Here is a 23149-nt window from a genome sequence, read left to right as displayed (position 1 = left end):
CGTCGCCCCGCTCAGGCCTGCGCCCACGGGCGCAGGCGACGGGCCGGATGGCGGTCGGGCAAAGTGGGCGCGGCGCCGAACAGCTTCTCGCGCAGGGTCCCCTCGCGGTAGCGGGTCTGGATCAGTCCGCGCTTGCGCAGGACCGGCACGACCTCGTCGGCGAACAGGTCGAACCAATCGGGCAGGGTGACCGGGATGAGATTGAAGCCATCCACGCCCGCCTCGACCCAGGCGCCGATCGTATCGGCGATCTGTTCGGGCGTACCTGGCGCCGCCTTGTTCAGGCGCTGGCGCAGCACATCGCCGAAGCGGGCCTGCTTGTCGGGTTCGGCGTCGATGACGGCGCGGATGCCGCCCTGCACGTACTCCGACTTCACGTCGGCCAGCGGCGTGTCGGGGTCGATCACCGACAGATCGAAGCCGATGCTGCCCGAGGCATGCGCCAGATACCCCGCTTCGCTGCGCCAGTGCAGGAACTCCTCGTAGCGCACCCGGGCTTCGGCGTCGGTGCTGCCGATGATGGGATGCAGCCCGACCACGTATTTGAGATCGCCCTTGCGCCGGCCCGCCGCGGCGAGCCGCGCGTCCAGGTCGGCGATGTCGCTCGCGGCCGCCGCGGGCGTGATGGCCGGCAGGAAGGTCATCTCGGCATGGCGCGCGGCGAACGCCCGTCCCGCGCCGGACGCGCCAGCCTGCGCCAGCAACGGCGTGCGCTGCGGCGACGGTTGCGGCAGGTGCGGTCCCTCGACGCGATAGCGCGGACCTTCGTGATGGATCGCGTGGATGCGGGCCGGGTCGGCATAGACGCCCGCGGCCCCGTCGGCCAGCACCGCATCGTCCTGCCAACTGGCCTCCCAGAGCTTGTACACGACCTCGGTGTACTCCTCGGCCCAGGCGTAGCGGTCGTCGTGGGCCGCGAGCCGCGGCTGGCCGAAGTTGCGGGCGGCGTTATCGAGGTAGCTGGTCACGATGTTCCAGCCCACCCGTCCCTCGCTCAGGTGATCCAGCGTGGACAGTTTGCGGGCGAATTGGAACGGATGATCCTGCAGGATCGAACTCGTCACGATGAAGCCGAGATGCTCGGTGGCATAGGCCAACGCCGACACCAGGCTGGCCGGGTCGTTCGCCGGGAACTGCATGCCCTCGCGCGCGGCCGCTTCCCAGCCGTTGCGGTAGACGTCGTAGACGCCGATGGTGTCGGCAAAGAAGATCGTGTCCAGGCCCGCGCGCTCGGCCGTGCGCGCCAGCCGCACCCAGGGCGCGAAGCGCGAAAAGTTGCGCTGGGCGGCCGCCTCCGGGCGGCGCCACTGGCCATGTGCCTGATGCGACAACGTGAACTGCGTGAATGCGTTATAGATGATTTTCTTGTTGGCCATGATGATTCGATGGTTCAGGCCGCCGCGCGTTGGTCGGACACGCTGATGGCCGTGCGGAGGCCCAGGCGCGCGCCAACCGACACCGGCAGCACGGCGTCGAGCAAACGGCGCGTGGCGGGATGGCGGCCGGATTCGCGCAAGGCATCGCGGTCGAACACGTCCACGATACGGCCCTGCTCCATGACCGCGATGCGGTCGCACAACGATTCGATGACGGCAAGATCGTGACCGATGAAGAGATACGTCAGCGCGAGCTCGCGCCGCAGCTCGCGCAACAGGTCGAGCACCTGCGCCTGGATCGACACGTCGAGTGCCGAGGTCGGCTCGTCCAGGATCACGAATGCCGGCCGGGGCGCGAGCGCGCGCGCGATGCCGATGCGTTGCCGCTGACCGCCGGAGAACTCATGCGGGTAGCGTTGCAGATGCTGGGCGCCCAGTCCGACGCGCTCCAGCGCATCGATGGCCAGGCCACGCGCCTGCGCCGCCGTGCGCGCCGCGCCCAGGCGCAACAGCGGCGCGATGAGCTGCGCGCCAATGGTGCGGCGCGGGTTGAGCGATGCGCCGCCATCCTGGAACACCACCTGCACTTGGCGCCGCACCGGCGCCAACGCCGCGCCCTCCAGGGCGGTCACGTCCTGCCCTGCCACCCGCACCACGCCGGTGGTGGGCGCGACCAGCCGGGCGGCGACGCGCGCCAGCGTCGACTTGCCGGAGCCCGATTCGCCGATGAGGCCGAGGATCTCGCCGCGCTGGATGGTCAGATCGACCGGCGCAAGCGCCTGCACCGCCGGGGCGGGGCCGAACCAGCGCGTGCCGAGCGTGTAGCGGCGCGACACCTGTTCGAGGCTTACGAGCGGCGGCGCCAACGCGGCGGGCTGCGCGGCCGCCAAGCGCGCCGGCTCGCGCGCTCCCGGCACGGACGCAATCAGGCGTTGGGTGTATGGATGCGACGGCGCGGACAACAGCTTGGCCGTCTCGCCAGTCTCCACGATTTGCCCCGCGCGCATCACGGCGACGCGATCGGCGAGCGCCGCCACCACGCCGAAATCGTGCGTGATGAGCAGGACGGCGGTGCCCTCCTGCGCGTTGATGTCGGCCAGTAGCTGCAGGATTTCCTTCTGGATCGTCGGATCCAGCGCGGTGGTGGGCTCGTCCGCGATCAGCAGGCGCGGCCGCCCGAGCATGGCCAGCGCGATCATGACGCGCTGACGCATGCCGCCCGACAACTCGTGCGGATAGGCCTCGAACACCCGCGCCACATCACGGATGCGCACGCGTTCGAGCCAGGCCAGCGCGGCCGCGCGCGCCGCCTGGCCGCGCAAGCCCTGCCGCCAGCGCAGCGACTCGCACAGCTGGTCGCCGATCCGGAACGCGGGATCGAGCGAGCCCAGCGAATTCTGGAAAATGATGCCGATGCCGTGGCCGCGCACCCGGTTGAGCGCCGCCTCGGGGCGTCCCAGCAAGGACTCGCCCTCGAAGCGCACATCACCGCGCGCCCTGACCCCGCGTGTGGGCAGCAGGCCCATCACCGCGGCGGCGGTCACGCTTTTGCCCGAGCCGGACTCGCCCACCAGCGCCAGCACTTCACCGGGCGCGATCGTCAGATCCACGCCGCGCACGGCCGCCTGAACCTCCCCCGAGGGCGTGATGAAATCCACGCGCAGGCCATCGATCTGCAAGATACTCATGACTACTCCTAATCGCGCGGATCCAACACGTCGCGCAGGCCGTTACCCAGCCAATTGAACGCGAGCGCCACGGTGACGATCACGAGCGCCGGAATGGTGGCCACGTGGGCCGCCCCCAGCACCAGCACCTGCGCGCCTTCGGCTACCATGCGGCCCCAGTCGGCATGGGGCGGCTGGGTGCCCAGTCCCAGGAAAGAGAGTCCGGCCTGGAACACGATCATCCCGCCCACCAGGGTCGTGCCATACACCACGGCCGCGGTCACCACGTTCGGCAGAATCTCGCGCAGCAGCAGGTCCGCCGTGGTAGCGCCGCAGGCACGCGCCGCCTCGACGTAGTCTTTGTCGCGCTCGGCGCGCACGCCGGCGTAGACCACGCGGGTCAGGTATGGCGTCGCCGAGAAAATGATGGTCAGACTCACGGCCCAAGCGCCCGGCCCGAGTGCCGTGGCCAGGCCGATCGCGAGCAACACCATCGGAAACGCGAACAGCACGTCGATCACGCGCATGATCAGCGCCGACCAGCGATTGCGGTAATAGCCGGCCAGCAAGCCCGCGGCCAACGCCAGCGCCACCGAAACCGCGACGGGCAGGATGGACGACAGCAGCGCCGGACGGCCGCCCCACAGCACGCGGCTCAGGATGTCGCGGCCCTGCGCATCGAGCCCCAGCAAATGGCCGTCGGTGCCGGGCGCGGCATTGCGCAACAGGGGCGTCGCGGCGTTGGGATCGAACGGCGCGATCCAGGGCGCGGCCACGCTGGCCGCGAGCGCCGTCACGATGATCACCAGGCCGGCGAGCGCCAGCCGATTGGCCGCGAGCCGCCGCCACGCACGCGGACCGGCGCCTGGCGCGCCGCCGCGCGCGCCGTCGAGCAATACCGTATTCATGATGCCGCCGACGCGCCACGCAGGCGCGGATTGAGCAGGTCCAGCACGATGTCGGTCGCCAGGTTCACCACGATGAAGCAGCCCGTCACCAGCATGACGCCGGCCTGTATCATCGGGTAGTCGCGCCCGGCCGCCGCGTTGTAAAGCTGGGTACCGATGCCGGGCCAGTTGAAGACGTTCTCCACGAACACCACGCCCGAGAGCAGATAACCGATCTGCAGGCCGGTGATGTTCACCACCGGCGCCAGCAGGTTGCGGCCCAGATGACGCCGCAGAATGTGACCGCGCGGCAGCCCCTGGGCCCGTAGCGTGCGCACGTAGTCCGACCCCATGATCTCGATGACCTGCGCGCGCACGAGCTGCGCCAGGATCAGCATCGAGATGATGGCGGCGGCCAACGCCGGCATCACCAGATGCCGCAACAGATCGCCCAGGCCGTGATCGCCGCGCAGGTCGTACATGCCGGACACGGGCAGCCAGCGCAACTGGACGCCGAAAATCCAGATCAGCAGCAGCCCCGACCAGAACACCGGGAAGTTGTGGCCAATCTGGATCAGAAACATGGCCGCGTGGTCGAGCAGGCTGCCCCGCTTGAGCCCGCTCGTCACGCCGACCAGCACGCCGCCCGCCACGCACACGAGCACTGCCGCGCCGGCCAGGATCAAGGTGTTGCCGAAGCTGCGCCCCAACACCTCGAACACGGGCGTACGCAGCACCAGCGAAGTGCCCCAATCGCCTGCCGCCAGATGCTGCAGCCAGCGTACGTACTGCACCCAGACCGGCTGGTCCAGGCCGTACTCGCGCCGGATCGCATCGATGGATTCCTGCGGCAAAGTGCTGGCGAGCGCATTCGTAATGGGGTCGCCCCCGCCCGCGTGCGAGATGAAGAACACCAGCACCGAGATCACCAGGAACAGCGGCAACGCCTGCAGCAGCCGCGACACTATGGCGCGGCTCATGGCTTGAGCCAGACCTTGGTGAGGTCGTAGAAATTCTGCGCCGGCACATTGAAGCCCTGTACGTTGGGCGCCGAGGCGAAGTGATTGCGGAACGTCACCAGCGGCAGGAACGCCACGTCGCGCTGCGCCACCGCGTTGGCCGCCTTCCATGCCGCGATGGCCTGGGTCTCATCCGTCTGGGACGCCGCCTTGGCGATGGCGGGCCCGAGTTCGGGATCGACCACCTTCTCGCCGCCGCCGCGCGTCACCACATAGGCGTCATAGGCAAGCTTGAGCCAGTAAGGCGTCACGAAGCCCCACTCCATCGTAAAGAGCCCCGTTTCCGGCGCCAGGTTGGCCAGCTTGCTGGTGTAGGTCAGCCATTCCTGCGAGACCACGTCGACCCGGATGCCCACCTTGCCGAGATCGCGCTGGATCCACTCCACGGCGGGTTGATTGGCGACGTCGGTGATGATCGTGAAGCGGACCTCGCCCTCCTTGAAACCCGCCTCCTTGAGCAGCGCGCGCGCCCGATCGGGGTTGTACGCGACGTCCTGCTGGGCGGGATCGTAGGCAGTGCTGCCGATGTTCAGGATGTTGCGGGAGGCGAGCGCGCGGCCCTTGAAGATGGTTTTTGCCAGCCCGTCACGGTCGATGGCCGCCGCGATCGCCTCGCGCACCGCGCGGTGCTTCACGAACTCGTTGCGGAAATTCCAGCTCAGGAACAGTTGGCCCGCCGTGGTGCTGTCATGCACGGTGTAGCGCGCCTTCTCGAGCGCGTCGGCGGCGTCGGCCGGCACGCGCGTGAGGATATCGATTTCGCCCGAGCGCAGGGCCGACAGCCGCGTCGCGTCATCGGGAATCGGTCGGAAGATAATGCGGTCGAGCGGCGCCTTTCCCCCCCACCAATCGTCGTTGCGCACGAGCACGGTTTTCTCGCCGTGCACGCGTTCCACGAACTTGTAGGGGCCGGTGCCGGTGGGGTTGAGCGCAAGACCGTCCTGGCCGTGTTTTTTAAGGGCGGCCGGACTGAAGATGCCCGACACATAATTTCCTTGCGGCAAGAGCCGCGGAAAATCGATGAAAGGTGCCGTGAAAACGTACTGCACGGTATACCGATCGATCACCTTGAGCGCTTCGAGCTTGCCGTAAACCGGCTTCATGGTCGCCGCCGCGCGCGCATCGTAGAACTCGAAAGCCGTGTCCGTGAAGCGGCGCACGTTGAATCGCACCGCCTCGGCATCGAAGTCGGTTCCATCATGGAACTTCACATTGCGGCGCAGGAAGAAGGTAAACGTGCGCGCATCGGCGCTCACTTCCCAGCGTTCGGCCAGCGCCGGGACGAGCGGCGGCGGGCCGTCCTTGGCCGGCCGGCCCAGGTCCTCGGCGACCAGCGACTCATAGATATGTTTATCGACCCGGTAGGTCTCCCAGGAGTACTGCCGGTTCGGGTCGTAGACCGTCGGCTCCTGGTATTGCCCGATGATGAGCGTCCCCCCCGGCTTGACGCCGGGCTTGTCCTGCGCCTGCGCAACGGCGCCTGCCGCCAGACCGGCCGCCGCCAAGACGGCGACGAGCCATCCCGCGGCCATGCCACGCACACGCTGGCGGCGCGCAGCCCGCGCCCGCCCGCTTTCCAATCCTTGTTGCACCACGGCCCCCATGAGGCTCTCTCCCGACCAGACAAATCAGGCTGCATGCTAGCGAGCCCCTGTGGCCGCGCGAACGATCAAATGCGCAGGTCAATATGCGGCCCGCGCCTTAGCAGCCGGGGTAATAAGGTCAGACACCGCCAAAGCCCGCGCAGACGCCGCTGCTGCGCGGCCTGCACGCTGCCTGTGAGCAGCTTACGTAGGCCGGTCACTGCGGCGAATATTCATAGGCGATATTCTTCGTTCGCCCTCGCGCTGCGCCTGCCTAGAATTCCTGGGTAAGCCGATGTGCAGACATCGGTGAGCCGCCCAGAACCTTTGCACAGGCCGCGATGGACACCTTCCGCCCTCCCGTGAACGACGACGCCGCGTTGAGCAGCGGCGATGACGCATATCAGCGCATCCGCCGCGACGTCATTTCGTGCCGCCTCGCGCCGGGCGCCATCGTGACCGAGCCGGCGCTCATGGCGGCGTACGACATACGCAAGACCAGCCTGCGCATCGCGCTCACGCGGCTGGCGCAGGAGGGCTTCGTGCGGTCCCGCCCTCGCAAGGGTTATCAGATCGCGCCCATTACGCTGCGCGACGTCGAAGAGGTCTTCACCGTGCGCGCGCAACTCGAGCCGCTCGCCGCGCGCCTGGCCGTGGGCCGCGTCGACCTGGCGCTGCTGCGCCAGCTCGAAGCGGCCTGCCGGGTGCAGCATCCGGTGCTGCACCTCAATGACCAGATCGATGTATTCATGGACGCCAACAAGGCGTTTCATCTGGCGATTGCGGCCGCCTGCGGCAACGCGCGCCTGCACCACGCGCTTGCCGGCCTGATGGACGAAATGTCGCGCCTGGTGGCGCTGGGCTTCGGCGTGCAGAAGACCAAGCCCGAGATCAAGCACGATCACAATGCCATGATCGCCGCCTTCGAAGAAGGCGACGCGCGCCGGGTCGAGCTGATCGCGCGGCGCCATATCGAAACCTTCCAGGCCATGACGCTGGAGAAGCTCTACGCCAGCCTGGCCGAGACCGGCGCGGCCATTCCCGTGACCGGGCCGGGGAGCTGGCGATGAGTCTTGCGCACCGTGCCCCGGCCCTGCGCGTGTCCGGGCTTTCCAAGCATTTCGGCGCGCTCGAGGTGTTGCGCGATATCGCTTTCGACGTCGCCCGGGGCGAAGTCGTCGCGCTGCTCGGCGCATCGGGCTGCGGCAAGAGCACGCTGCTCGACCTCATCGCCGGCCTGCAGGCGCCCGGCCGCGGCGAGATCACGCTCGGCGGCGAACCCGCCGCGGTCTTTCATCGCCACGGACGCCTGGGGTATCTGTTTCAGGAGGATCGCCTGCTGCCGTGGCGTACGGTGCGCGACAACGTCGCGCTCGGTCTCGAAGCGGACGCGCTGCCCCGCCACGAACGCCGCCAGCGCGCCGACGCCGCGCTCGAACGTGTCGGCCTCGCCGGCTTCGGCGACGCCTGGCCCCACGCGCTGTCCGGCGGCATGCGCAGCCGCGCGGCCTTGGCGCGCACGCTCGTGATCGGCCCCGACCTGCTGTTGATGGACGAGCCCTTCTCCAAGCTCGACCCGCAGACCCGAACGCAGATGCACGCAGAACTGATGCGTATCCAGGCCGGCAGCGGCAACACGATTCTCTTCGTCACGCACGACGTCGAAGAAGCGGTCGTGCTCGCCGACCGGGTCGTGCTGCTCGAGCCGCGCCCCGGTCGGGTCCGCGAGATCGTCACGATAGACCTGCCGCGGCCGCGCATCCCCACCGATCCCGACGTCACCGAAACCACGCGCCGCCTGCGCCTGAAAGTCCAGCCATGAGCCGCACCACACTGCTGAATCCGGCGCCCGCGCGCCCTGCCGGCGTGCCCGACTGGGCCGGCATCGTCGCAACGCGACTGCTGCTGGCGCTGGTGTTTCTCGCGCTGTGGTCGCTCGCGGCGGCCCGCATGCCCAGCTTCGTGCTGCCCGGCCCGGGCAAAGTATGGCAGGCGCTCGTCGCGCTCACGCGGACACCGAGCTTCGCGCACGACATCGGCATGACCACATATCGCGTCGCGGTCGGCTTCCTCCTCGCCGCGCTGATCGGCACGCCGCTAGGCCTGGCGCTGGGATCGAGCCGCGCGCTGGCCCGCATCTTCGAACCCTTGCTCGCGGTGATGAACACCGTGTCATCGGCGATCTGGGCGGTGTTCGCCATCATCTGGTTCGGGATTTCCAACGCGACCACGATATTCGTGGTGTTCATGACGGCGATGCCGCTCATCCTCACCAATGTGTGGCAAGGCGCGCGCAACGTGGACAAGCAGTGGGTCGACCTGGCGCGCAGTCTGCGCTTCTCGCCCTCGCGCATCCTCTTTCGCATCCACCTGCCGTCCATCCTGCCCTACTTCTTCTCGGGCGCGCGGCTCGCCTTCGGCTTCGGCTGGCGCGTGTCGCTGGTCGCCGAAACCCTGGGGTCCTCGGATGGCATCGGCTACCGCTTGCGCCAGGCGGCCGACCTGGTGCAGACCGACCAGGTGTTCGCCTGGACCCTGCTGCTCGTGGCGCTGATGCTGGCGCTCGAGGGCGGCATCCTCAAACCGCTGGAACGCCACCTGTTCCGCTGGAAACCTGTCTGACGCTACGGAGTCATCCATGCAAGTGAACCCATTTCTGCGCGCCGCCGCAGTTGCCCTCGCCTTTGCCGGCGCCCTCGGCTCCGCCGCCTCCCACGCCGCCGACAAAGTGCGGATCGGCTACTGGAGCAGCGGCGTGAGCCTGGGCTATGGCGCGGTGCTCGAAGCCACCGATTTCCTCAAGCAGCAAGGGCTGGACGTGCAGTTCGTGCGCTTCCCGGACGTCAATGCGCCGCTGCGCGCACTGGCGTCCAACTCGATCGACCTGGCCTTCGGCGCGCCGGCCGCCGGTGTCTTCAGCAGCGCGGCCGAAGGCGTGCCCATCAAGGTCTTCGCCGCCACCCAACCCGCCGACGTGCAGTTCGTCGTGCCCGAGGGCTCGCCGATCAAGAGCCTGGATCAATTTCGCGGCAAGAAGATCGGCATGTCGCCAGCCGGCAGCTCGGTGGCGGTGATCGCGGGCGCGGTACTGGCCGGCAACCACGGCATCGGCGCCAACGACTTCGCGCTGGTGGGCGGTAACGAATCGCGGCTGGCGCAGTTCCTGGCCCAGAAGCAGGTCGATGGCGCCGCGCTGCGCTCGGTCACCGTCGCGCAACTGAAGGAGCTCAAGGTCACCAAGCTCGGCTCGTTCGCCCAGGAATGGCAGCGACTCACGGGCGCCAGCTCGGTGCCCTATATCGGCATCGGCGCGGTCCGCAGCGAGTTCGTCGCGCAACAGCCGCAAGTCGTGGCCCGCGTGATCGCCGGCCTGCGCAACACGCTGGCGTGGGGCGACAGCCACCGCGAGGAGGTGGTCGGCATCCTGCGCAAGTCGGCCAACCTGCCCGAGGAAGACGCCCGCATCTACGCGGCGCAATGGAACGACATGAACCGGGTGGCCTTCGAGCCAGCCGATCTGGCCACGCTCAAGCGTCAGCACGAGGTCTTCGCCGCGGGCGGCCTCATCAAGGGCAGTCTGCCGGCCGATCTGTTCGTGACCGGCCCGTACAACGCCGCCAAGAAACTCAAGTAATCCCAGCGGGGCCGCGCGCCTCGCCTCCACGCAAAGGAACACCATGAGCAAGACCATGAAAGCGCTGCTGCTGTCGGAACACGGCGGCCTGGAGCAACTGCGCGTCGTCACCGACAAGCCCGTGCCGGTGGCCACCGAAGGCCACGTCGTTATCCGCGTGCGCGCCTCCTCCTTCAACTATCACGACGTCTTCACCGTCCAGGGCATGCCCGGCATCAAAGTGCCACTGCCCGTGGTGATCGGCCTGGACCTGGCCGGCGAGGTGAGCGAGGTCGGCGCTGGCGTGACCGGCTGGCGGCCCGGCGACCGCGTGCTCGTCAACCCCTTGAACCGCGCCCGCGGACTGATGGGCGAAATGCTGGACGGCGGCATGGCCGAGTACTGCCTGGTGGCGCAAGACCAACTGATCGCGCTTCCCGACGCCGTCGGCTTCGACGCGGCGGCAGCGCTGCCGGTGGCCTACGGCACCGCGCACCGCATGCTGATCACGCACCAGACCGTGCGGGCCGGCGATCGTGTGCTGATCCTCGGCGCCAGCGGCGGCGTAGGCACCGCGAGCGTCATCCTGGCCAAGCTCCTGGGGGCCGAGGTGATCGCCTGCGCGGGCAGCGAGGCCAAGGCGCAAGCGCTCAAGGCGCTGGGCGCCGATCACGTCATCAACTACCGCGAGACCGACTTCTCCAAGTGGGCGATCGCGCGCTACGGCAAACCGCAGCGGCGCACCAACGAAGGCGGCGTGGACGTGGTCGTGAACTTCACGGGCGGCGACACCTGGGTGCCTTCACTCAAATGCCTCAAACGCGGCGGCACGCTGTTGGTCTGCGGCGCCACGGCCGGTCACGATCCCAAGGAAGACCTGCGCTACGTGTGGAGCTTCGAACTCAACATCAAGGGCTCCAACAGCTTCTACGACGACAACCTCAAGGCCTTGCTCGATCTCGTGGCCGAAGGCCGCATGGCGCCGCTGATCGACCGCCGCCTGCCGCTGGAGCAGGCCGCCGACGGCCTCGCGCTGATCCGCGATCGCGAAGTGCTGGGCAAAGTCATCGTCAACCCCTGAACGGAAAGGAACGCACCATGAGCGACACGCAAACCCTGCCGGCCCCCGCCGACATCCAGGCCCGCCTGCTGCGCGGCCCCTACCACCAATGGCTCGGCCTTGAAGTGCAGGCGGTCCGCGAAGGCGAGATCGAACTGACCGCGCGCTGGCGCGAAGAGTGGGTGGTGAACGCGGAAAAGCGCTACACCCATGGCGGCATCCTGGCCGCGCTCGTCGACCTGACGGCCGATTGGGCGCTCGTGTCCCAGACTGGACGCGGCGTGCCGACCATCGACCTGCGGGTGGATTACCACCGCCCCGCCGGCCCCGCCGATCTGCGCGCCCATGGCAAGGTGATCAAGTTCGGCGGCCAGGTCTCCGTGGCCGAGGCCCAGGTGTTCGACGCCGACGGCAAGCTCGTCGCCAGTGGCCGCGGCGTCTACGCCACGCCGCGCGCCTAACCGGAGGCCGGCATGAGCGCTCTGGACGACGCCGCCACCGGCATGCGCAATCTGGGCGAACTCGCGGGTCCGCTGGGCGCAGCCGATGGTGGCGACATCGCGCTGATCGGCCTGGACGCCCGCGGACAGGCCGTGGCCGTGAGCCGGGCCGAGTTCGCGGCGCACGCGCAAGGCGTGGCCCAGGGTCTGCGCGCGCGCGGCTATGCCCCGGGCGAACGGATCGCCGTGCTGGCCGCCAACTCGCCGCGCTATTTGGCCACGGTGTGCGGCATCATGCGCGCCGGCCTGGTGGCGGTGCCGGTGAACTTTAAGTTTCCACCCGCCCTGATTGCCTACGTGATCGCCGACAGCGGCGCCCGCCTGGTCTTTCATGATGCCGCGCGCGCCGGCGCCGTTCCCGACGGCGCGGCCGGCGTGCCCCTGGACGGCGAAAGCTGGGACGCCTTCCTGGCCCCCGGCAGCGCGCCGGCCTGGCGCCCCGCCGCCGACGACGTGGCCCTGATGCTCTACACCTCGGGCTCCACCGGCAAGCCCAAGGGGGTTCGCCTGTCGCACGCGGGTCAGCTGTGGACCGTGCGCACGCGGCAGGCCGCCACGCCGCTCGATCGCGAACGCACACTGATCGCGGCGCCCCTCTATCACATGAACGCGCTCGCGTTGGCCTTTCTGGCGCTGGCCTGCCGCGCGACCACGGTGCTGCTGCCGCAGTTCGACGCGCGTCGCTACATCGAAGCCATCGAACGCTGGCGCGCCACCTGGCTCACGGCCGTGCCGCCGATGATCGCCATGATGTTGCGCGAACAGGCCTTGCTGGCTGCCACGGATCTGTCATCCGTGCGTGCGATCCGCATGGGATCGGCGCCCGTGAGCGCGAGCCTGCTCGCCCGGATCCGCGCGCTGTTTCCAAACGCGCGCGTCATCAACGCCTATGGCACGACCGAAGCGGGCCCGGTGGTCTTCGGCCCGCATCCCGACGGGGTTCCCACGCCGGCCTTGTCTGTCGGCTATCCCCACCCCGCTGTCGACCTGCGCCTGGCGCGCGCGCCGGACGATCCGCCGGACACGGGCATGCTGGAGCTGCGCAGCCCCGGCTTGATGCTGGGCTATCACAACCGCCCCGATCTGGCCTCGCCGATCTCCGAGGATGGCTACTACCGCACGGGCGACGTGTTCAGCCGCGATGCCCACGGCTTCCTGACCTTCGTGGGCCGGCGCGACGACATGTTCGTCTGCGGCGGCGAGAACATCTACCCCGGCGAGGTCGAACGCATTCTCGAAGGCCATCCCGACGTACAGCAGGCCTGCGTGGTGCCCGTCGAGGACGACATCAAGGGCGCCAAGCCAGTGGCCTACATCGTGCCGCGCGAAGGCACCGCGCCCGACGCCGACTCCATCAAACACTACGCGCTGGCGCATGCGCCGGCGTATCAGCATCCCCGTCACGTCTGGTTCCTGCCGGCATTGCCGCTGGCAGGCACCAACAAGATCGATCGCGCCGCGCTGCTGAGCGACGCCGCGGCGCGCATCGCCTCCCCGGCCACGCGCTGACACGACCCATCCGCCAAGAACGACACAGGAGTTTTCCATGCCCCAACCGCCGCACTCCCGCCGCAAGAGCGCTTTGCCGCTCGCCACCCGTCTCGCCGTGACGCTCGCCCTTGCCTTTGCGGGCGCCGCCGCGCATGCTGCCGACGAATTCACGGTGGCGCTCGCCATCCCCCCTGCCGTGCACGACGGCGCCCCGTATGCCGCCGCCGAGGCGCTGGGCTTCTTCAAGGAAGAAAACCTGGCGGTGAAGACCATTGTGTTCCAGGGCGCCGGCGCGCTGCTGCCCCAAGTGGCGAACAAGCGGGTGACGGTTGGCTACCCGACTTCGGAGCCCGTCATCTCCAGCACCTTCGGCGGCAAGGACCCGCTGCCGCTCAAGTACTTCTACAACGGCGTGCCCGCGACCACGATGGAGTTCGCGGTGCTCGCGGATGGCCCGATCAAGACGCTGTCAGACCTGCGCAACAAGAAGATCGGCGTGGGCGCGCTCACCTGGGGCACGATCCCGGGCGGCCGCGCGGCCCTGCGCACCGCCGGTCTCGCCCCCGGCAAGGACGTGGAGTTCGTGGCCGTGGGCGCGCTGGCCGCGGGCTTCCAGGCGCTACGCAACCATCAGGTCGACGCGCTCAATTTCAACAGCAGTTGGAACGACATGCTCGAAATGTCGGGCACGCCGATTCGCCGGATCGCCTACCCCGCCGTATTCGGCGAAACCGCGGGCAACGGCTTCATCGCGCACGTCGATACCCTGCGCGACAATCCGCAACTGCTCGAACGCTTTGCCCGCGCCTACACCAAGGGGCAGATCGCCTGCGAGGCCAACCCGACGTTCTGCGTCCATGCATTCTGGAAGGCCAATCCGCAGGCCAAGCCGGAAGGCGACCAAGCGCGCGCGCTGCAAGACGCGACCACGCTGCTGTCGCGCCGCCTGCAACGCGTGCTGCATACCCCGGCCGGCGCTGCGCGCGTGCCGGGCCAGTACGACCTGGACGCGATCCGCGCAGGCATCAAGGCCATGGCGGACGCCGGCGAATACCCTAGCGCGGACGTCCCCGTCGACCAGCTCTTCACCAACCACCTGCTGCCGCGCATCAACGCCTTCGACGCCGAAGCCGTACGCGCCAAGGCCCGGGCACAGCAATGAGCCAGGACGCACTGCCTCCCCTCGCGCCGCCCCCCGCCTTGCGGGTGATCCCCCCGGACGCCCGCATCGACGAGCCCCGTCGCATCGTCGCCCACGGCCTGCCGCCGGGCCCGGCACGCCTGCAGGCCAGTTCGCGCCACCCGGACGGCAGCCTGTGGCGCGCGCAAGCCGACTTCGAGGTCGGCGCCGACGGCGTGCTGGACCTGGACGCGCAAGCCCCCGTTCGCGGCGACTGGGGCGTCGCCGACGCGATGGCGGTCGCCTGGGCCTTGCAGCGGGTCGAACCGCCCACGGCGCCGCAGCACAGCGACGGGACGGAACCGCTTGCCATCGCCCTGACGCTGACGGCGGCCCAGGTATCGTTGCAGGCACGGCTGGTGCAGCGCTTCGAGGTCGACGGCGTGACGCGTGTCGAACTCGCCGACGGCCTGTCGGGCAGCCGCTACATTCCCGCCGGCCCCGGCCCGCATCCCGCGATCGTCGTGTTCAATGGCTCGGGCGGCGGCGTGGCGCGCCAGCGCGCGGCGCTGTACGCGGCACTGGGCTACGAGGCCATCGCTCTGGGGTACTTCAAGTCACCCGGACGACCCGACCATATCTCCGACACCCCGCTGGAGTACTTCGAGACCGCGCTGCGGTGGGTGCATGCGAAGGTCAAGCCGGCCCGCGGCTTCGTCGCCTTGACCGGCCAGTCCCGCGGCGCCGAGTTGTCGCTGCTGCTCGGGGCGCGCTTTCCTGCGCTCGTGAGCGCCGTCATCGCCTACGTGCCGAGCTCGGTCGTGCACGGCACGCTGCGCGCCGGGCGGCCGGGCCAAGCACCGGGCGAACCCGCCTGGACCTGGCGCGGCGAGCCCCTGCGCACCGTCTGGGACGGCAACCCGCTCGCCGACTGGACGGCATTCGAGGCGCGCGATGCGGGCGACCGGCAGGTGCGCCAGGCGCCCGCCTTCGTGAGCGCGCAGCGTCATGCCGACAGCGTCGCCGCGGCGCGCATTCCCGTGGAACGCATCGCGGGCCCGGTCTTGCTCGTGTCGGGCACCGACGACGGCTTCTGGCCATCAGCCGACTACGCCGACCACATCGTCCGGACGCTGCGAGATCACGCGCATCGCTGGCCGGTCGAACATGTGCGCGCGGCCGGCGCCGGCCATGCCATCGGCGTGCCGCACCTGCCCGCCACGCTCATCGCCAAGCCGCACCCGGTCGCCGGCATCTTGCTGGACGGCGGCGGCTCGGCCCACGCCAACGCACAGGCCAGCCGCCGCGCATGGGCCGCGGGGGTGCGCTTTCTGCGCGAGGCAAGCGCATGACGCAAGACCTGCAACTGACGGGCGTGCGTCTGTCCTACCGCACGCGGCGTGGAACCATCGAGGCGCTGGGGCCCATCGACCTCACGCTGGGTGAAGGCGAATTCGTGGCGGTGCTGGGCCCGTCGGGCTGCGGCAAGTCCACTCTCGCCAAACTGGCGGCGGGCCTGATCGAGCCCACGGCCGGCACGCTGACACTGGGCGGCGTCGGGATCGCCGGGCCCAGCCGCCGCACGGGTGTCGTGTTCCAAAAGCCCAATCTGCTGCCGTGGCGCACGGTAGCGCAGAACGTAATGCTGCCGGCCGCCACGCTGGGTCTGCCCGCGCCGGCGGCGCGCGAACGCACCGGCGAACTGCTGGCGCTCGTGGGCCTGGAGCGCTATGCCGCCAACTATCCACACGAACTGTCGGGCGGCATGCAGCAGCGCGTGGGCATCGCCCGCATGCTGCTCGCCGACCCCGCGCTGCTGCTGATGGACGAGCCGTTCGCGGCGCTGGATGCGCTGACGCGCGAGGCCCTCACGCTGGAACTACAGCGGATCTGGAGCCAGCAACGCAAGTCGGTGCTCTTCATCACGCACAGCATTGCCGAAGCCGTGTTCCTGGCCGACCGCATCCTCGTGCTGTCGCCCCGCCCCGGCCGCATCGTCGAGGACTACCGGCCGCCGATCGCCCGTCCGCGCACGCCAGACACGCTCGGCCAACCCGACTTCAACGCGGCCTGCCACCACCTGCGCCGCCACTTCACGCACCATGTCTGACACCTCCCATTCCCCCAGGCAGCGGCGCGGCCGCCGCGCGCCGTCCCGCCCGCGCCTGCCCGCCCCGGTCTATCCGCTCATCAGCCTGGCCGTGTTGATCGGGTTGTGGCAGGCGGCCATCGTGCTCTTCGCGCTTCCCGACTACCTGCTGCCACGGCCGGCCGCCGTGTTCAACGCGCTGGCGCAGGGCTTCGCCAGCGGCTCCTTGTGGCCGCACATCGGCGCCACGCTCGCCGAGGCCGTCGCCGGCTACGCCCTGGGCTGCGGGCTCGCCATCGCGCTGGGCGCGCTGCTGGCCGAATCGCGCACCTTCGAGCGCTTCTGCTATCCCGTGTTCCTGGGGCTGCAGGCAATGCCCAAGGTCGCGCTGGGGCCCATCATCCTGGTGTGGTTCGGCTTCGGCATGGCCTCGAAGGTGGTGCTGGTGGCGCTGGTGTGCTTCTTTCCGCTGTTCGTGAACACGGTCAACGGCATCAAGCGCACCGATCCCGAACTGCTGGATGCCTGTCGCGCGTTCTGCGCCAGCCGTCGCTATCTGCTGCTGCACGTGAAGCTGCCCGCCGCCGCGGGCGACATCTTCTCGGGCCTGCAGATCGGCGTGTCCCTGGCCCTGATCGGCGCGGTGGTGGGCGAGTTCCTGTCGGCGCAGCGCGGCCTGGGCTACCTGATCGCGTCGGCGTCGGTCAGCATGAGTCTCGCCACCATGTTCGCCGGGGTCGTGCTGCTGGCCGCCATCGGCCTGACCGGCTCGCTGCTGATGCGGCGGCTGCATCGCCGCGTGGTGTTCTGGGAAGGCGCCGCCCGCGGCGAGCACCACTGAGGGCGCGGCGCCAGACCGTCCGCCGCCCAGCGTATTCTCCCCATGTGATCCCAGCAGCTGGGTCGCGGGTGGCGAGCGCCCACGGATGACCACTAACCAGCGCCAAAGGCAAGAGCGGCAACTCCGTCCTGACCGATGACGGACTACTGCAGGTGGAAATCCCGCGCAACCGCGACGGCAGCTTCGCGCCGATCCAGATTTTCAAGCACGAGCGCCGCTTTACCGGGTTCGACGACCAGATCATCGCGATATACGCCCGGGGTATGAGGATGCGCCAGATTCAGGGTTCCTGACCGAGCAATACGGGACGGAAGTCTCGCCGGCGTTCATCAGCACGGTGACTGACGCGGTGATGGGCGAGGTCATGACTTGGCAAACACGGCCCTCTGGAGACGATGTATCCGGTGGCGTTCTTCGATGCGCTACGAGTCAAGATCCGAGAGGATGGCGTGGTGCGCAACAGGGCCGTATACCTGGCGCTGGCGGTGCTGCCCGACGGCACGCGCGACATCCTTGCCGAAATCTGTACTCATCTTATGGGGATAAATGGTGGGGCGAATATCTAGGGACTGGGCTTGATAGCAGATATACTCAAACTGTAGAAACCTACCGTTGGTTTATCCCTAACCATGTCACAACCATTGATCGTAACTTCTAAATTAGCGACCATGGCGCGAATGGCGAGTTCGAACAACGCCGCGCCGCGAGCGTCAGTCACGCTCGCATAATAGTATAGCCGCCCAACCGCCTCGCCCGACCGGTCTTTAAAATCGATCGACCAGTCATCAACGCCATTCGAGGGGTCTGTCATCTCCCAAGGTGTTATTCCCGCTGTAATGCCAGAAATTGTTAACGGCCTACCGGATAACTCGCGGCAATCTGGCCATCGCCCTTTTTCCGCCGGGACTTCATTTTGCGCGAAACCCTGACCTTCCAGCCCCAGTAGAATTGCTAAGCAAAGGTAAAACTTCTTCATTCTCGGTTACCTCGTTGCAAATAGACAACCTTGCTCCTGGCGATCAAAGCCCGCCACCAGATGCATATATTCCCGTGATCTCCTTCGAGGTACATCGCTCAATGGACAGTGTCTTCCTATTAGTTATCGAACTCAGATCCAACGCATCATGTGCTAAATAAAGCATCGCAATCCCTCCAGGCCCGTCAAGGGGTCTAAAGAATTTCGTGTAACGCAAATAATCGTTTGTGGCCCGGATAGCGAACATTGCATCCTGACCAGCACTCCCAATTTCGAGCGCAGAAGCAGGTCGCCAAGCTGAATCTGCTCCGCAGTCTTCATAGGGGGTGCTCGCCTGTGCTCCTAGGCCAGCCACAGGCTCACTCGCCCAGCACGTAATAGATGTCAAGCAGGAAACCAAAAGCACTAATTTCATGTAAAACCTCCACGCAACAAGTGACGGCCATGCCCCACGTGCGATTTGCAAACACCATTTCACAGTCCGTTGGCATCTAATCCACCGAACCGGAATGCTCTAATTTCCCCGTCGACGCATCGGGTGAGCCGTATGGATTGGCGCGTAAGCCAGAGCCTTTTTAGTGTATAGAACGTTGCCATGCCAAGCGGTTGGTCCAAAGCGTATGCAATGCGATACCAAGCATCGGTACCTTGCGGGCCCGCTAGGCGCACATTAAATACATATCCGCCCAACCCCAGATCCAATCCTAGGACGACACCGTTGCCTCGGAATACGTCTTCCTGGCAGTCCGTTTCCGTGGATGCAGCATTGCTCACCCTAACAAGCGCGACTGCTAGTGCGGCCGCAAGAACTAGTCTTACAACGGAAATGGTTTTCAAATCTTCCTCCCGATTTTAGGGCAACTACGCGGCCTAGTTCGCCACTACCTTAACCGTAACTATCTGGTCGTTGAAACACAGAGCGAAGGTGGTTTTCCAGCCTTGTTTCGCTGCTTGCCTAAGTAATTCAAATGTGGCCTGACCTGCAATCTCATACGTAGATTGCCAGACTTTGACGTAATTGCCGTTGACCTTCACGCTAAAAAAAAAGTCGCCTGGGACAGTGCGATCATCGGCAAACAAGATCCCCTCGATCCGCACGGGAATGTCCTGATAAGTCCTGCACGATACATACTCGGCCGATTGCCCGGGAGATGAGTAACAAAACACGACACTAGCCACGGCTAAAAGAAAAAGGCTTTTTTTCGATTTCGACAACACTTTCATGACTCAGCCCCCTCTGTGAATCTGAAATCTCATTGTTTTACCGTTATTGCATAAAAAGAAATGATCGCGTTTTCTACCTCATCGCAATCCGTTGGCTTTATAACGATCCCTGGATTTGATACGGCAGTTAGCATTGTCGAGAACATAGCTTGCGCCACAGGGTGTGGAAGTTTGTAACCAACGCGCATATGATATTTATCACCAGAGAGGCTTCTTTCTGGACTTAAGCGAACTGAATATGTATAACGATCCACGGGGTCGGTGATCACATCTATCACATACATTGGCTTGTCCAAGACGACTGAGCATGGGTCATATACCTCAAGATTCACCGGGGGTGGCGGCTGATCGGCCCTCGCATTGGCGATTAAGAGAAGAGAAATTAATAATATAGCTGCCAGAAATAGTCTTTTTATCATAATAAGCCTCCTGTTTACATATATTGCTTCGGCCGCTTTATTGTTGCAGGATAGATACATGGATTGTGAAACCAGATCCGAAGCCTGAGGCATTGCGTTTTTCGTCGCGTTGCGTTCGTCGTAATGGGTCGTAGAGGGGGCAATGTACTGGCTACCGAGCCGGCGCTCATAATAGTGCGAATTTCGATACGATACGGCCACGTTGCCTATAACAGGCTAGTTAAGGCATGGTGCGTATATTTTCAGAATGTAGAAACTTCCGTATTTGCTTTGGAACCGCGATTTTTGAATAGTTGCTCCGTTCAGTGTGCCGCTGTTGGGGCTTAGGACATGATGGAGGCAGATTTGCTCGCTCTAGGCAGACCGTTGCCGGGGCCATGAAGCCATTTTTGGTTAGCTATAAGGGATTCTCTTGTGTACTTTAGCGTTCTATGCGCGGCATAGCACGGATCCGTTTGGTTCCGTTCTACGTCACGCCCGAGCGCCGGATTGTGGGGCAGGGTTGGGAGCCAAGGCGCTGGACAGCCCGCAGTTACTCGCCTTCATCGAGAATATAGATAATTTGCATGAAGCGCACAGCGCAAGGGCGCGCAGTGCCATAGCCTATTTCCAGGCTTGCGACCGCAGCTACTCCAAGGCCGAACGTATGATGGGGCGCGAGATGCAAGAACGCGGGCTGAGAAAGAGTGACCTTTCCCCGTAAATTGGACAGTTCAAAACTGGAGATTGGTCGCCTGTGACCTTCCCCTGCATCACGCAGTCGACCGTTGAACGACTCGATCAGCCCATTATCCTTCGGCCCGCACACAAAAACCAGGATGGAAACCTCGTCTCAGTCGCCGGCGCCCCCCCGAATATAGGCGGCAATTAACATCAGATAACGCATGGTCCACTGGTCATTGGCATACCTGAGTCTAAGATAGGAACTTCATGCCAGACGGAAATGTTACTTCCTATGGCCGAAAAATAGCTTCCCTAGGCGTTAGTTTTTCACCAAGCCATCACCAGGCTCTGCAGCATCCACCGGTTGCAATTAGAAGCTCTCCAGCAACCTAGCACACCTTCGATATCAGGGCACGTTCATGCAGAATTTTTGACGGCAACATACCGTCGATTTTTATGAGGCTTGAACAGGAGGCGTCAATTCGGCAACCGGCCACGCTCATGGGCAGAAGAGCCAATGTTGTTTCAGGGCGGCTGCGATGCACTGCCACCTGCATGAGGTCTGAATGTCTTTCATGTTATATCCTCAGCGTACAATAATTGACGCAGCCGCCCCGCACCCACGCTAATCCATTGCCGCGAGAAAATACCGCCATCCCGCTTCCATGCTACGTAGCGTGGTATGCACAGAAAGGAGCCGTTTCGATTCCGCCCACGCTCAGTCATGCTCGCTGATATGCTAGAGCGGTGCAACGCAACCGACGTAGGTGCGAGCTCGAAGCTGACGCGCGATAGACCTAATTAGTGCATCACAGACCGAGCGTTGGGTACAGGACGTAAACGTTCCGGCCGGCAGATCAGTGAGAACCTATTCTCGCTTCGGTTCAACTATTTTTTAAATGGCCCGGAGTAATAGTCAACAGGTATAAATTCAAACTTTTGGTCTCCCTGAATGTAGTTTTTCCCGAAACATTCAGCCAAGTCGACGGGCGTAGAAGTGCAAATGTACTTGGAGTCGCTGTGTATAGCTTGGAAAACGATACTTTGCCTCGCCCAAATTGGCTGGACGTTGCCGCCATCATCGGCACTGAATTCCCCGATTAAACTCGAGGGAAAAATCATTACGGTGCCGTCTTCAGAAGACCTGGCAAGAAAATAGGGGCCGACGTGTCCAGATTGGTAGGAATCGACTGCCCGCACCAAAACCCGCCCTCTATTTAGGGGATCTGTGCCTTGCGTAACGAACGAGAACGTAGACGGCATGTCCGTATAATCTGACCGCCCCACAAGAACATAATCTCCGTACAAACCCACAGCGATAATGTAGTTTATTCCGCAAACGTATTGCGCTTCGCGATCCTTCCCAAAATTCCCATAAAACTTGGTGTTCCATGCCCCAGGAAATCCCTCTCCGTCCTTATACTGCGGCTCCGGAATCTCCCCCACCGCCCCTTCCGCTAGCATCTTCCATGATTTGAATTCGACATATTTTGAAGGCATATTATCGGTAGAGATATGGAAATCTCCGGAGTTTCCATATTGATCGTACAGCTTGAAGTCTATATTCGCGGTACGTCGGCGAAGTTTGTCGTACCAGTACCCAAAATAGCCATAAAAAGTAATAAAAAACCCTTGTAAGCTATTATCAAAGCGTACGGAACCAGGTACAAATCTCGAAACCTCATATTCTCCCAGCGAGAACTCGCGTGCGTCCGAGCCCGGGATGGGATTACCATCCAAGTCCTTCAGATTCAGCGGCCAGAAGTAGGCCGCATGAGTATACAGATGCTCGCCCCTGTACCCCACACAGTACCCATTGAGCGCAGAATATTGATTTTTGTCCACTCGCACTTCGTAGATGTTTGCACCATACTTGACCACCGTTGGCCCGGTTAAACTGAACGTGTAATCAATCTGGCGCGAGCAGTTTCCTTCAGGCGCTGGTTCGCTCGGATCCGTAATCCCTTCGTCGTTCGTGTCCGGATTGGTTCGGAGTGTCGCTTGGCAATCCAAATCCTGGAGCGTATAGGTTATTGCGGATAATAGAGTGAGCGTGGCCCTTTCCGAGAGTCCCCCCTGCGCATTGGCTCCATCCGCGTTGTAAATGTCCTGGTTCTTGGGGGGATCGACATTGACGCCAAAGCCTGCGGTCGGCCGAAACCGTTGGCCAATATCCACCGCGGAAGCTGGCCGCTCCGCGCAAGAGACGTAGTAAGTCAGTTTTACTACACCATTCTCGATGCCATGCGAACCGGGCGGCGGATCGATAGCCGCCCCAGATGCACGGCCGCTATACAATTGCGCGGAAAACTGGTTTTTCACCGCAGAGAACGTGAGCCAGCTCAGCTCTTCACGGCTGTAGTAATCGATAAACCAGACATTCTTCAGAAATTGGGAGAATTCCGGCGAGTTGTCGTCGGTCAATTGTTCGCCGGCACCATCGACCAGTGTAATGTTCAATACCAAGGCGGCCTGATGCAGTCCGTTTTTGAAAATTGTGGCAGGCCCGACCCCTCCAAACGTCGCGGTAATCTTCGATACATTCGCCCAGGCGTTGTTAAAGGTGTAGTGGGCCTCGCGCGCGTATGTCTGCGGATCGCCTCCGGTGACCACCACCGAAA

General features: G+C 64.9%; 20 protein-coding genes and 1 pseudogene. 12 read left to right on the top strand and 9 right to left on the bottom strand.

Annotated elements, in window-relative coordinates; all coding sequences use genetic code 11:
- Nucleotides 1-11: 11 nt before the first annotated feature.
- The 5 genes from ACN6O8_RS25540 to ACN6O8_RS25520 are packed head-to-tail and all read right to left on the bottom strand — an operon-like array spanning nucleotide 12 to nucleotide 6553.
- Nucleotides 12-1376 carry an NtaA/DmoA family FMN-dependent monooxygenase gene (locus ACN6O8_RS25540; protein ID WP_427993759.1) on the bottom strand — a complete coding sequence of 455 codons (1365 nt, stop codon included), beginning with the start codon at nucleotides 1374-1376 and terminating at the stop codon, nucleotides 12-14.
- Nucleotides 1377-1390: 14 nt separating this feature from the next.
- Nucleotides 1391-3064, bottom strand: coding sequence for a dipeptide ABC transporter ATP-binding protein (locus tag ACN6O8_RS25535; RefSeq protein WP_427993758.1), 1674 nt, complete (start codon nucleotides 3062-3064; stop codon nucleotides 1391-1393).
- An 8-nt stretch (nucleotides 3065-3072) separates the two neighbouring features.
- Entirely contained in the window at nucleotides 3073-3951 is an 879-nt protein-coding gene (locus ACN6O8_RS25530; RefSeq protein WP_427993757.1) for an ABC transporter permease, read from the bottom strand.
- Complete coding sequence (locus tag ACN6O8_RS25525; protein ID WP_427993756.1) at nucleotides 3948-4910, bottom strand: ABC transporter permease; 963 nt, start codon at nucleotides 4908-4910, stop codon at nucleotides 3948-3950. The genes ACN6O8_RS25530 and ACN6O8_RS25525 overlap by 4 nt, the downstream gene beginning before the upstream one ends.
- Nucleotides 4907-6553 carry an ABC transporter substrate-binding protein gene (locus tag ACN6O8_RS25520; RefSeq protein WP_427993755.1) on the bottom strand — a complete coding sequence of 549 codons (1647 nt, stop codon included), beginning with the start codon at nucleotides 6551-6553 and terminating at the stop codon, nucleotides 4907-4909. Before ACN6O8_RS25520 ends, ACN6O8_RS25525 begins: the two co-directional genes overlap by 4 nt.
- A gap of 341 nt (nucleotides 6554-6894) precedes the next feature.
- On the opposite strand from ACN6O8_RS25520, the gene ACN6O8_RS25515 reads away from it, so the two are divergent.
- The 12 genes and pseudogenes from ACN6O8_RS25515 (at nucleotide 6895) to ACN6O8_RS25460 (ending at nucleotide 17812) form a co-directional block, all read left to right on the top strand.
- Complete coding sequence (locus tag ACN6O8_RS25515; RefSeq protein WP_427993754.1) at nucleotides 6895-7602, top strand: GntR family transcriptional regulator; 708 nt, start codon at nucleotides 6895-6897, stop codon at nucleotides 7600-7602.
- Entirely contained in the window at nucleotides 7599-8354 is a 756-nt protein-coding gene (locus ACN6O8_RS25510; protein WP_427993753.1) for an ABC transporter ATP-binding protein, read from the top strand. Before ACN6O8_RS25515 ends, ACN6O8_RS25510 begins: the two co-directional genes overlap by 4 nt.
- The gene (locus ACN6O8_RS25505) at nucleotides 8351-9154 is read left to right on the top strand and encodes an ABC transporter permease (RefSeq protein WP_427993752.1); all 804 of its coding nucleotides are present in this window, start codon (nucleotides 8351-8353) and stop codon (nucleotides 9152-9154) included. Before ACN6O8_RS25510 ends, ACN6O8_RS25505 begins: the two co-directional genes overlap by 4 nt.
- A 16-nt stretch (nucleotides 9155-9170) precedes the next feature.
- Nucleotides 9171-10166 (top strand): ABC transporter substrate-binding protein, encoded by a 996-nt coding sequence (locus tag ACN6O8_RS25500; protein ID WP_427993751.1) that lies wholly within the window; start codon nucleotides 9171-9173, stop codon nucleotides 10164-10166.
- Between the two features lie 55 nt (nucleotides 10167-10221).
- On the top strand, nucleotides 10222-11226 hold the full coding sequence (locus ACN6O8_RS25495) for a zinc-binding dehydrogenase (RefSeq protein ID WP_427993806.1): 1005 nt from the start codon (nucleotides 10222-10224) through the stop codon (nucleotides 11224-11226).
- A 17-nt stretch (nucleotides 11227-11243) separates the two neighbouring features.
- Nucleotides 11244-11666, top strand: coding sequence for a PaaI family thioesterase (locus ACN6O8_RS25490; RefSeq protein WP_427993750.1), 423 nt, complete (start codon nucleotides 11244-11246; stop codon nucleotides 11664-11666).
- A 12-nt stretch (nucleotides 11667-11678) separates the two neighbouring features.
- Complete coding sequence (locus tag ACN6O8_RS25485; RefSeq protein ID WP_427993749.1) at nucleotides 11679-13214, top strand: class I adenylate-forming enzyme family protein; 1536 nt, start codon at nucleotides 11679-11681, stop codon at nucleotides 13212-13214.
- Between the two features lie 37 nt (nucleotides 13215-13251).
- Complete coding sequence (locus ACN6O8_RS25480) at nucleotides 13252-14358, top strand: ABC transporter substrate-binding protein (protein WP_427993748.1); 1107 nt, start codon at nucleotides 13252-13254, stop codon at nucleotides 14356-14358.
- A complete protein-coding gene (locus ACN6O8_RS25475) occupies nucleotides 14355-15668 on the top strand; it encodes an acyl-CoA thioester hydrolase/BAAT C-terminal domain-containing protein (protein ID WP_427993747.1) in 1314 nt (437 codons plus the stop codon). Before ACN6O8_RS25480 ends, ACN6O8_RS25475 begins: the two co-directional genes overlap by 4 nt.
- The gene (locus tag ACN6O8_RS25470; RefSeq protein WP_427993746.1) at nucleotides 15665-16426 is read left to right on the top strand and encodes an ABC transporter ATP-binding protein; all 762 of its coding nucleotides are present in this window, start codon (nucleotides 15665-15667) and stop codon (nucleotides 16424-16426) included. Before ACN6O8_RS25475 ends, ACN6O8_RS25470 begins: the two co-directional genes overlap by 4 nt.
- Complete coding sequence (locus tag ACN6O8_RS25465) at nucleotides 16419-17246, top strand: ABC transporter permease (RefSeq protein WP_427993745.1); 828 nt, start codon at nucleotides 16419-16421, stop codon at nucleotides 17244-17246. The genes ACN6O8_RS25470 and ACN6O8_RS25465 overlap by 8 nt, the downstream gene beginning before the upstream one ends.
- A gap of 152 nt (nucleotides 17247-17398) precedes the next feature.
- Nucleotides 17399-17812 (top strand): annotated as a pseudogene (locus ACN6O8_RS25460) (transposase).
- Here ACN6O8_RS25460 and ACN6O8_RS25455 read toward each other — a convergent pair.
- The 4 genes from ACN6O8_RS25455 to ACN6O8_RS25440 all read right to left on the bottom strand — a co-directional run.
- The gene (locus ACN6O8_RS25455; protein ID WP_427993744.1) at nucleotides 17809-18222 is read right to left on the bottom strand and encodes a hypothetical protein; all 414 of its coding nucleotides are present in this window, start codon (nucleotides 18220-18222) and stop codon (nucleotides 17809-17811) included. The pseudogene ACN6O8_RS25460 and the gene ACN6O8_RS25455 overlap by 4 nt on opposite strands.
- Before the next feature lie 870 nt (nucleotides 18223-19092).
- Nucleotides 19093-19446, bottom strand: a complete 354-nt coding sequence (locus ACN6O8_RS25450) for a hypothetical protein (RefSeq protein ID WP_427993743.1) — start codon at nucleotides 19444-19446, stop codon at nucleotides 19093-19095.
- 29 nt (nucleotides 19447-19475) lie between these two features.
- Nucleotides 19476-19958, bottom strand: coding sequence for a hypothetical protein (locus ACN6O8_RS25445; protein ID WP_427993742.1), 483 nt, complete (start codon nucleotides 19956-19958; stop codon nucleotides 19476-19478).
- A 1458-nt stretch (nucleotides 19959-21416) separates the two neighbouring features.
- Nucleotides 21417-23149, bottom strand: a 1733-nt coding sequence (locus ACN6O8_RS25440) for a hypothetical protein (protein ID WP_427993741.1), incomplete at its 5' end; no start/stop codon positions are given.

It is taken from the genome of Achromobacter sp. (assembly GCF_050285565.1).
Taxonomy (GTDB): Bacteria; Pseudomonadota; Gammaproteobacteria; order Burkholderiales; family Burkholderiaceae_B; genus Achromobacter.
Note: the sequence above shows the minus strand (reverse complement) of the source record. Positions and strands in the feature narration are given on the sequence as shown.

Bases quoted from the DNA above. Each gene is read 5' to 3' on its own strand.
- ACN6O8_RS25470 (WP_427993746.1), top strand. From the start codon at position 15,665: ATGACGCAAGACCTGCAACTGACGGGCGTGCGTCTGTCCTACCGCACG.
- ACN6O8_RS25530 (WP_427993757.1), bottom strand. From the start codon at position 3,951: ATGAATACGGTATTGCTCGACGGCGCGCGCGGCGGCGCGCCAGGCGCC.
- ACN6O8_RS25450 (WP_427993743.1), bottom strand. From the start codon at position 19,446: ATGAAAGTGTTGTCGAAATCGAAAAAAAGCCTTTTTCTTTTAGCCGTG.
- ACN6O8_RS25490 (WP_427993750.1), top strand. From the start codon at position 11,244: ATGAGCGACACGCAAACCCTGCCGGCCCCCGCCGACATCCAGGCCCGC.
- ACN6O8_RS25475 (WP_427993747.1), top strand. From the start codon at position 14,355: ATGAGCCAGGACGCACTGCCTCCCCTCGCGCCGCCCCCCGCCTTGCGG.
- ACN6O8_RS25540 (WP_427993759.1), bottom strand. From the start codon at position 1,376: ATGGCCAACAAGAAAATCATCTATAACGCATTCACGCAGTTCACGTTG.
- ACN6O8_RS25520 (WP_427993755.1), bottom strand. From the start codon at position 6,553: ATGGGGGCCGTGGTGCAACAAGGATTGGAAAGCGGGCGGGCGCGGGCT.
- ACN6O8_RS25510 (WP_427993753.1), top strand. From the start codon at position 7,599: ATGAGTCTTGCGCACCGTGCCCCGGCCCTGCGCGTGTCCGGGCTTTCC.
- ACN6O8_RS25535 (WP_427993758.1), bottom strand. From the start codon at position 3,064: ATGAGTATCTTGCAGATCGATGGCCTGCGCGTGGATTTCATCACGCCC.
- ACN6O8_RS25500 (WP_427993751.1), top strand. From the start codon at position 9,171: ATGCAAGTGAACCCATTTCTGCGCGCCGCCGCAGTTGCCCTCGCCTTT.
- ACN6O8_RS25505 (WP_427993752.1), top strand. From the start codon at position 8,351: ATGAGCCGCACCACACTGCTGAATCCGGCGCCCGCGCGCCCTGCCGGC.
- ACN6O8_RS25445 (WP_427993742.1), bottom strand. From the start codon at position 19,958: ATGCCTCAGGCTTCGGATCTGGTTTCACAATCCATGTATCTATCCTGC.
- ACN6O8_RS25465 (WP_427993745.1), top strand. From the start codon at position 16,419: ATGTCTGACACCTCCCATTCCCCCAGGCAGCGGCGCGGCCGCCGCGCG.
- ACN6O8_RS25485 (WP_427993749.1), top strand. From the start codon at position 11,679: ATGAGCGCTCTGGACGACGCCGCCACCGGCATGCGCAATCTGGGCGAA.
- ACN6O8_RS25455 (WP_427993744.1), bottom strand. From the start codon at position 18,222: ATGAAGAAGTTTTACCTTTGCTTAGCAATTCTACTGGGGCTGGAAGGT.
- ACN6O8_RS25525 (WP_427993756.1), bottom strand. From the start codon at position 4,910: ATGAGCCGCGCCATAGTGTCGCGGCTGCTGCAGGCGTTGCCGCTGTTC.
- ACN6O8_RS25480 (WP_427993748.1), top strand. From the start codon at position 13,252: ATGCCCCAACCGCCGCACTCCCGCCGCAAGAGCGCTTTGCCGCTCGCC.
- ACN6O8_RS25495 (WP_427993806.1), top strand. From the start codon at position 10,222: ATGAAAGCGCTGCTGCTGTCGGAACACGGCGGCCTGGAGCAACTGCGC.